Below are 7706 nucleotides of genomic sequence, written 5' to 3' on the forward strand. Positions count from 1 at the left end.
ACTCAGAAGTGAAACGCCGTAGCGCCGATGGTAGTGTGGGGTCTCCCCATGCGAGAGTAGGGAACTGCCAGGCATCAATCAGTGAAGAAGCCCATCCTGACGGATGGGCTTTTTTGCGTGTGTGGAAAAGGAAAGCGCGGTGAAGCACACTGCCGGATGGCGGCGAAAACGCCTTATCCGGCCCACTATTCTGTTTCTAACCACGCCACAATAAACGCCACTATTTCCTGCAAATTATTCAAATCCAGCACCGGCACATCAACGTTTAGTGGAATATCGCTGGCGACAGCAATCGTATGTTCATCGATAGTCAACTCACTCACTGCATGTCCGGCATCCTGGCGGAATAGCAGAATTTTAGCGACGGATTCATGTTTGAACCCTTCAACCAACACCAGATCCAGCTTCGATGCGTCCATCCTGCTCACCAGAAAAGCCAGATCGAGCTCCTCTTCTTCCGGTGTTTCCGTCATCAGTGCCCAACGCTGTTTACTCGCCACCAGAGTCTGTGCTGCCCCTGCCTTACGGAGTTCATAGCTGTCCTTACCCGGCCTATCGACATCCATATTGTGATGAGTATGCTTGATGAGGCCAGGGCGAATCCCGAGCTGGCAAAGCTCAGGTATGAGCTTTTTCAATAGCGTCGTTTTCCCCGTCCCGCTCCAGGCGGCAATGGCTAACAATGGAATCATGATTTTTCCTGATTAAGCAGCAAATCTTCCGGCGTATTCATGTTGCGAAATGCCGCTTTCATGTCGCTAAAATCGACAGAATGGCCGCCAACCTGACGCATAAATACCATCACGCGGCGTTCGCCGCTAGCAAGATAATCTACGATCTGCGGGGCGAGACTGCGGTGGGCAAGCGCCACTGCAGGGTGATCGCGATCGCCATCATGCACCCAAACGACGGGCGCGTCATGACGTCCTGCCACCAGGCGTTCAACCAGATTATTGGGAATAAACGGCGTATCACAGGGGCAAAACAGAAACCACTCGGCGGTTCTCTGCTGCATAACCGATAACAGCCCGGCAAGCGGCCCTGGATAACCCGACAGCGTATCAGCAATGACCGTTAAGCCGCTCTGCCGATAGATATCCAGATTGCGATTAGCACTAATGACGACATCATTCACCTGCGAACACAGACAATCTGCAACGTGCTGCCACAATGGTTTGCCGTTAAGCAGCATTAATCCTTTATCCTGACCGCCCATTCTTGAGGCTTTACCGCCTGCTAATACCACGCCGGTTATCTGGCTCTGTGCATTCACCGCTATCGCCTCTTTTATTGTGTGGTTTACCCTGCTAACGTGTCTCCATCAAGCGTAAGGAGCACGACCATGAAATGTAAACGTCTGAATGAAGTTATCGAACTCCTCCAGCCAGCCTGGCAGAAAGAGCCTGAGCTGAATTTACTGCAATTTTTGCAGAAACTGGCGAAGGAGTCAGGCTATGACGGCGAATTGGCCGATTTAACGGATGATATTCTGATCTATCATCTGAAAATGCGTGACTCGGCCAAGGATGCGGTCATTCCGGGTATTCAGAAAGATTATGAAGAAGACTTTAAAACCGCGCTGCTACGCGCTCGCGGCGTAATAAAAGAGTAAAAGGTTGTAAGCAGAGCCACTCAAATCACTGTGAAATGATATCCTGAATCATTCGTATCGTTATCGGATGTCAGGATGAACGACAAGGCTTTCACATTCCAGACTCTCCACCCGGATACCATCATTGATGCCCTATTCGAGCAGGGTATCCGGGTTGATTCTGGACTTACCCCTCTTAACAGCTATGAGAACCGGGTTTATCAGTTTCAGGATGAAGATCGCCGCCGCATGGTGGTGAAGTTCTATCGTCCGGAACGCTGGTCAGCGGCGCAGATTCTTGAAGAACATCAGTTCGCGCTTGAACTGGTTCAGGATGAAGTTCCCGTTGCGGCACCTATCGTTTTTAATGACCAGACGCTGCTAACACACGAAGGTTTCTATTTTGCCGTCTTCCCTAGCATGGGCGGTCGCCAGTTCGAATCCGATAATCTGGATCAGATGGAGTGGGTTGGGCGCTATCTTGGGCGTATGCACCAGACGGGCCGCAAATCCCGCTTTACCGCGCGTCCTTCTATTGGTGTTAAAGAGTATCTCATTGAACCACGAGCCCTCTTTGAGCATTCGGCGCTCATTCCTGCTGGCTTAAAAGACCGTTTCCTGAAAGCAACCGACGATTTGATCGATGAGGTCATGGGGCTATGGCACGGGCGTTTCGATGCCTTGCGCTTACACGGTGACTGCCACGCTGGAAATATTCTCTGGCGCGACGGCCCGCTGTTTGTCGATCTCGATGATGCGCGCAACGGCCCTGCAGTTCAGGATCTCTGGATGTTGCTTAACGGCTCTCAGGCAGAGAGACGTATGCAGCTTGAAACCATCGTTGAGGCTTACGAAGAATTCAGCAGCTTTAATTCAGACGAATTGGCACTGATTGAGCCTTTACGTGCAATGCGGTTGGTTTATTATCTTGCCTGGATTATCAGGCGTTGGGATGACCCTGCATTTCCGAAAAATTTTCCCTGGTTAACCGGGGAAGATTTCTGGCATCGGCAGATCGCAACTTTTATAGAGCAGGTGAAGGTTCTACAGGAACCCCCTCTTCAGTTAACGCCAATGTATTAATTCGACACAGTCAGGAGAGAGTGAGTTATGAAAAAGGTTTGGCTTGCGCTGGCAGGTATGATTCTGGCATTCAGCGCATCCGCTGCTCAGATTACCGACGGCAAACAATACGTTACGATTGATAAGCCGGTTGCAGGTGAGCCGCAGGTGCTGGAGTTCTTCTCCTTCTACTGCCCGCATTGCTATCAGTTTGAAGAAGTTCTGCACGTTTCTGACAACGTGAAGAAAAAGCTGCCGGAAGGCACTAAAATGACCAAATACCACGTTGAGTTCCTGGGCCCATTGGGCAAAGACCTGACTCAGGCGTGGGCGGTAGCGATGGCGCTGGGCGTTGAAGATCAGATTACTGCACCGATGTTTGAAGCGGTACAGAAAACCCAGACCGTGCAGACCGTTGCGGATATCCGTAAAGTCTTCACCGACGCTGGCGTGAAGGGCGAAGATTATGACGCCGCCTGGAACAGCTTCGTGGTGAAATCTCTGGTCGCGCAGCAGGAAAAAGCGGCAGCCGATCTGCAGCTGCAGGGCGTGCCAGCAATGTTTGTTAACGGCAAATACCAGCTGAACCCGCAGGGCATGGACACCAGCAATATGGACGTCTTTGTCGCTCAGTATGCTGATACCGTAAAACAGCTTGTTGAGAAGAAATAAAAAAGAAAACGCCGGTCAATGACCGGCGTTTTTGTATTCTGCTTTGATGTCTGTAATCTGATGATCTTTCTCTTCCCACAGCGCATTCAGCCATAGCTGGAAGCGTCGCTTAAAGTTCTTATCTCCCACGTAGTCACCATGCATCTCCGGGTCAATCGGACGCAGATTCACACGAACCACAATGCGCGTCAGTTTACCGCTGAGCATATTGTAGAACGGTGTCTTATCGTTTTCCGGGTAGCAGAGCGTCACGTCGAGCAGCTTATCAAACTGGGTGCCTAACACGTTCAGCGCCATCGCAATACCGGCAGCTTTTGGCGGCAGCAGGTTTTGATAGGGCGAACGGGTTTGCAGGCGCTTTTCAGGCGTAAAGCGTGAGCCTTCGACAAAGTTGACGATGGTTGTTGGGTGCGCGCGGAATTTCTCGCAGGAACGGCGAGTCGTTTCTACATCTTTACCGCGGCGTTCCGGGTGGCGAATCAGATAGCTGCGTGAATAACGGCGCATAAATGGCATATCCAGCGCCCAGCATGCCAGCCCCATGAAGGGCACCCAAGCCAGCTGCTGCTTGAGGAAGTATTTGTTCATTGGGATATGCTTGCGGAAGATCACGCATAGCACCACGATGTCTGCCCAGCTGTGGTGGTTGCAGATAAGCAGGTACCAGTTCTTTTTATTGAGCGTCTCGAGCCCTTCAATATCCCACTTGAGCCAGGGGTTGAGATGCAGCAGCGCTGCCAGCCCTTCACACCAGCAGTACATCATAAAGTTGCAGAATACCGAGACGGAACGCCAGATCACCGGTACCGGTAAAATCAATTTAATAATGCCGGCGAGAATAATCGGTATTGAGCACAATATGGTCAATAAAATGGTGAGTGCGATACTGATGGGCAACGTTATCGCAGCGAGCAATCTCGACATAGTTTGTTTATTCAGATAGTTAGTTATATAACGTGCGTATATAAAAGAGCACAAGGGGCTGATTTTAACAGAAAACGCGCCAAATGACGGGTCTTACCGGAATAGAAAAATGGTCATAGTGTCTATCCACACTGTGTGAATTACCAACAGATCGCTCTCACTAACCTTGATCTTGAGTTAACTAATTGAAATTATTTAGGTAATTTTTACTTTATCGCTGGTTACATATCATTTGTTATCAGTAAAATAAAACTATTCACAAACTTATCCACAATTTGTTTTGCGTGCGATCGCGAGGATCTGCAAATCTTTTCGCGTTATTTTGGCGAAAAACTCATGTTTTCATGCCGTATGTGGCATCCTTTACCCATAATCTGATAAACAGGCACGGAAATTATGGTTCAGATCCCTGAAAACCCTCTCATCCTCGTTGATGGATCTTCTTATCTCTATCGGGCATATCACGCATTCCCACCGCTGACGAACCGTGCGGGAGAGCCGACAGGCGCGATGTACGGCGTGTTAAACATGCTACGCAGCCTGATCCTCCAGTATCAGCCAACCCACGCCGCCGTGGTATTTGATGCGAAGGGAAAAACCTTCCGTGACGAATTGTTTGAAGACTACAAATCCCATCGCCCGCCAATGCCGGACGATCTGCGTGCGCAGATTGAACCGCTGCACACTATGGTGAAAGCCATGGGCCTTCCGCTGCTGGCCGTCTCTGGCGTTGAAGCGGATGACGTGATCGGCACACTGGCGCGTGAAGCTGAAAAAGCGGGCCGTCCGGTGCTCATCAGTACCGGGGATAAAGATATGGCGCAGCTCGTCACACCGGGTATTACGCTTATCAATACCATGACCAATACCATTCTTGGCCCGGATGAAGTCGTGACCAAATACGGCGTGCCGCCGGAGCTGATTATTGACTTCCTCGCGCTGATGGGCGACTCCTCGGATAACATTCCGGGTGTGCCGGGCGTGGGTGAAAAAACCGCGCAGGCGCTGCTGCAAGGGCTGGGTGGCCTGGATACGCTCTACGGTGAACCGGAAAAAATCGCCGGGTTAACCTTCCGTGGTGCGAAGACCATGGCGGCGAAGCTTGAGCAGAACAAAGATCTGGCCTACCTCTCCTATAAGCTGGCAACCATCAAAACGGACGTTGAGCTGGAGCTGGGCTGTGAGCAGCTGATTGTTGCGGAGCCTGCGGCCGATGAGCTGTTAACGCTGTTCAAAAAATACGAATTTAAGCGCTGGATCACCGATGTAGAGTCCGGCACCTGGATGCAGGCCAAGGGCTCGAAACCAGCCGTTAAGCCTGCTGGTAAAGCCGCCGACGTTGAAATTGAGGTTGAAGTTGAAGAAACGGCAGCCACATTGTCATCCGAAAACTATGTCACCATTCTCGATGAAGCCACGTTGGTAAGCTGGATTGAGAAGCTGAAAAAAGCACCGCTGTTCGCTTTCGATACCGAAACCGATAGCCTGGACAATATCTCTGCCAATATGGTGGGCTTGTCGTTTGCGACCGAGCCGGGCATCGCTGCCTATGTGCCAGTTGCGCATGACTACCTCGATGCTCCAGACCAGATCTCCCGGGAACGCGCACTGGAACTTCTCAAGCCGCTGCTGGAAGACGAAAAGCTGCTGAAGGTTGGCCAGAACCTGAAATACGACCGCGGTATCCTTGCTAACTACGGCATCGAACTGCGCGGTATCGCCTATGACACCATGCTGGAGTCCTATACGCTGGATAGCGTTGTCGGCCGCCATGATATGGACAGCCTCTCTGACCGCTGGTTGAAACACAAAACGATCACTTTTGAAGAGATTGCTGGCAAAGGTAAAAACCAGCTGACCTTCAACCAGATTGCATTGGAAGAAGCCGGTCGCTATGCGGCAGAAGACGCCGATGTGACGCTCCAGCTGCACCTGAAGATGTGGCCGAAGCTGCAGAAGCATGAAGGACCTCTGCGCATCTTTAACGAGATTGAAATGCCGCTGGTGCCGGTGCTGTCACGCGTTGAGCGCAACGGCGTGAAGATTGATCCTGCTGTATTACATGCGCACTCGCAGGAGATTGCTAAGCGCCTGGTAGAGCTGGAGCAAAAGGCTTACGAAATTGCCGGTGAAGAGTTTAACCTCTCCTCGCCGAAGCAGCTGCAGACCATTCTGTTTGAAAAGCAGGGCATCAAGCCGCTGAAGAAAACGCCGGGCGGCGCGCCGTCGACATCGGAAGAAGTGCTGGAAGAGCTGGCGCTCGACTACCCGCTGCCGAAAGTGATTCTGGAGTATCGTGGTCTGGCGAAACTGAAATCGACTTATACCGATAAGCTGCCGCTGATGATCAACCCGAAAACTGGCCGTGTTCATACCTCCTATCACCAGGCGGTCACCGCAACCGGGCGTTTGTCCTCAACCGATCCAAACTTGCAGAACATACCGGTGCGTAATGAAGAGGGGCGCCGTATTCGCCAGGCGTTTATTGCCCCTGAAGATTACCTCATCGTCTCTGCCGACTACTCGCAAATCGAACTGCGTATTATGGCGCACCTGTCTCGCGATGAAGGCCTGCTGAAAGCCTTTGCCGAAGGTAAGGATATCCACCGCGCCACCGCGGCTGAGGTATTTGGCTTACCGCTGGAAAGCGTGAGCAATGAACAGCGTCGCAGCGCTAAGGCGATTAACTTCGGCCTGATTTACGGCATGAGCGCCTTCGGCCTGGCTCGCCAGCTTAATATCCCGCGCAAAGAAGCCCAGAAATATATGGACCTCTACTTCGAGCGTTATCCTGGCGTGCTGGACTATATGGAACGCACTCGCCAGCAGGCTAAAGAGCAGGGCTATGTTGCCACGCTCGACGGTCGTCGCCTCTATCTGCCGGACATCAAATCCAGCAATGGCGCTCGCCGTGCAGGTGCTGAACGTGCGGCGATTAATGCCCCGATGCAGGGAACCGCTGCCGACATCATTAAACGCGCGATGATTGCGGTGGATAAATGGTTAGAAAGCGAGAAACCGCGCGTCCGTATGATCATGCAGGTACACGATGAATTGGTCTTTGAAGTGCATAAAGACGATCTGGATGCGGTATCGAAGAAGGTGCATGAATTAATGGAAAACAGTACGACTCTGGACGTGCCATTGCTGGTGGAAGTCGGCAGCGGTGAAAACTGGGATCAAGCTCATTAAGTATCCGATGAATAACGCTCTTTTTTGTAAGTAAGCAACATAACTTATCTAGTTTTGTGATGAACATTAGAATTCGTTATGTAACAAATGAAAAAAAACTACAAAAAGTGCTTTCTGTACGGGGTAAAAAAGAGTAGAGTTAATCTCGTAGGGTACAGAGGTAAGATGTTCTATCTTTCAGACCTTTTACTTCACGTAATCGGATTTGGCTGAATATTTTAGCCGCCCCAGTCAGTAATGACTGGGGCGTTTTTTATTGGGCGAA

The 7706-nt window shown here is 51.1% G+C and carries 7 protein-coding genes; 4 read left to right on the plus strand and 3 right to left on the minus strand.

Annotated features, from left to right (window positions below):
* Nucleotides 1-185: 185 nt before the first annotated feature.
* Together mobB and mobA are read right to left on the minus strand one after the other, a co-directional pair.
* Nucleotides 186-692, minus strand: coding sequence for a molybdopterin-guanine dinucleotide biosynthesis protein MobB (gene mobB / locus RDN66_RS09355; RefSeq protein WP_202216882.1), 507 nt, complete (start codon nt 690-692; stop codon nt 186-188).
* Complete coding sequence (gene mobA, locus RDN66_RS09360) at nt 689-1273, minus strand: molybdenum cofactor guanylyltransferase MobA (protein ID WP_202216881.1); 585 nt, start codon at nt 1271-1273, stop codon at nt 689-691. The genes mobB and mobA overlap by 4 nt, the downstream gene beginning before the upstream one ends.
* Before the next feature lie 69 nt (nt 1274-1342).
* Here mobA and RDN66_RS09365 point away from each other — a divergent pair, with 69 nt between their 5' ends.
* The 3 genes from RDN66_RS09365 (at nt 1343) to dsbA (ending at nt 3325) form a co-directional block, all read left to right on the plus strand.
* On the plus strand, nt 1343-1612 hold the full coding sequence (locus RDN66_RS09365) for a YihD family protein (RefSeq protein ID WP_035892297.1): 270 nt from the start codon (nt 1343-1345) through the stop codon (nt 1610-1612).
* 75 nt (nt 1613-1687) lie between these two features.
* Entirely contained in the window at nt 1688-2674 is a 987-nt protein-coding gene (locus RDN66_RS09370) for a serine/threonine protein kinase (protein WP_202216880.1), read from the plus strand.
* Between the two features lie 27 nt (nt 2675-2701).
* A complete protein-coding gene (gene dsbA, locus RDN66_RS09375) occupies nt 2702-3325 on the plus strand; it encodes a thiol:disulfide interchange protein DsbA (RefSeq protein WP_035892299.1) in 624 nt (207 codons plus the stop codon).
* Between the two features lie 15 nt (nt 3326-3340).
* Here the strand turns inward: dsbA and RDN66_RS09380 are convergent, their stop codons facing one another.
* Complete coding sequence (locus tag RDN66_RS09380; protein WP_308537802.1) at nt 3341-4249, minus strand: acyltransferase; 909 nt, start codon at nt 4247-4249, stop codon at nt 3341-3343.
* A 396-nt stretch (nt 4250-4645) separates the two neighbouring features.
* Between RDN66_RS09380 and polA the strand changes: the two genes are divergently transcribed.
* Nucleotides 4646-7441, plus strand: coding sequence for a DNA polymerase I (gene polA, locus RDN66_RS09385; protein WP_035892301.1), 2796 nt, complete (start codon nt 4646-4648; stop codon nt 7439-7441).
* Nucleotides 7442-7706 lie beyond the last annotated feature (265 nt).

It is taken from the genome of uncultured Kluyvera sp., assembly GCF_902485085.1.
Classification (GTDB): domain Bacteria; phylum Pseudomonadota; class Gammaproteobacteria; order Enterobacterales; family Enterobacteriaceae; genus Kluyvera; species Kluyvera ascorbata.